Raw genomic sequence first — 1,086 nt, forward strand, 5'->3', positions numbered from 1 at the left:
AGTCGCGCCGGGACAAGGCTCATCCCGATACGGTCGGCTCCGGACACTTCACGATTCCGCCATGCTCCGTTCAGTCGCCATTCACCGCGGCCACCCGAGAGTACCGGCGCAACGACACGATGGGCCACGGCGAGGCGGCCCGCTTGTGGAGAAACCGCCATGGGCCCGATCCTGGTCACCCCGGGAGCGCCTCGCCTCGCTTTGCGTTTCGCCTACCCGACCGCGCTTACCGCGCTCGCCATCGTCGTGACGGCGCTCCTCGCCGCACTCGTGCCGGCCCGTGCCGGGGAGGCCGGCAGGCCTCCCGCGCCATCCGACATCGCCCTGGTCGATGCCGTGACCTGGGGCATCGACCGCGCGTCGGCGGATGCGATCGCGACGCAGGGCCGCGACGCCTGGCTGCGCGCGCAGCTCCGTCCCGGCGCCGACGACCGGCTTCCGGCGGAGGTCCGGCAACAGATCGACGCCCTGCCCTCCCGCCGCACGCCGTTCGTCGACCTTGTCCGCGAGTTCGACGCGCGTAACCGCGCCGCCGGACAGATCGCCGATCCGGACCAGAAGGCGGCCGCCCGCAAGGCGCTGCGGGAGGAGATGGCCGACGTCGGGCGCGACTCGGCGACCGCCTTCGTGCTGCGCGCCCTCTATTCGCCGGACCAGCTCCGCGAGCGGCTCGTGTGGTTCTGGCTCGATCACTTCAACGTGCACCAGCGCAAGGCCAATCTGCGGCTGATGGTCGGCGACTATGTCGACACCGCGATCCGCCCGCACGCGCTCGGCCGCTTCCGCGATCTCCTGATGGCGACGCTGCGGCATCCCGCGATGCTGCGCTATCTCGACAATGCCGACAACGCGGTCGGCCGCATCAACGAGAACTACGCCCGCGAGATCATGGAGCTGCACACCATGGGCGTGGGCTCCGGATACACCCAGAAGGACGTCGAGGAGCTGGCGAAGATTCTCACCGGCGCCGGCATCGACCCGAAACCCGAAGCGCCGCGCGTGAAGCCGGAGCTCGCTCCGCTGGTGGTGCGAGACGGGCTGTTCCTGTTCAATACGGCACGTCACGACTTCTCCGACAAGGTGCTG

1 protein-coding gene is annotated in these 1,086 nt (G+C 69.8%); it reads left to right on the top strand.

From position 1 onward, the window contains the following. Nucleotides 1-159: 159 nt before the first annotated feature. The coding region (locus ABTU92_RS29705) for a DUF1800 family protein (RefSeq protein WP_408095134.1) at nucleotides 160-1,086 on the top strand (927 nt) is incomplete at its 3' end.

The sequence above is a fragment of the Rhodoplanes sp. SY1 genome (assembly GCF_046000175.1).
In the GTDB taxonomy this organism is placed as follows: domain Bacteria; phylum Pseudomonadota; class Alphaproteobacteria; order Rhizobiales; family Xanthobacteraceae; genus Rhodoplanes.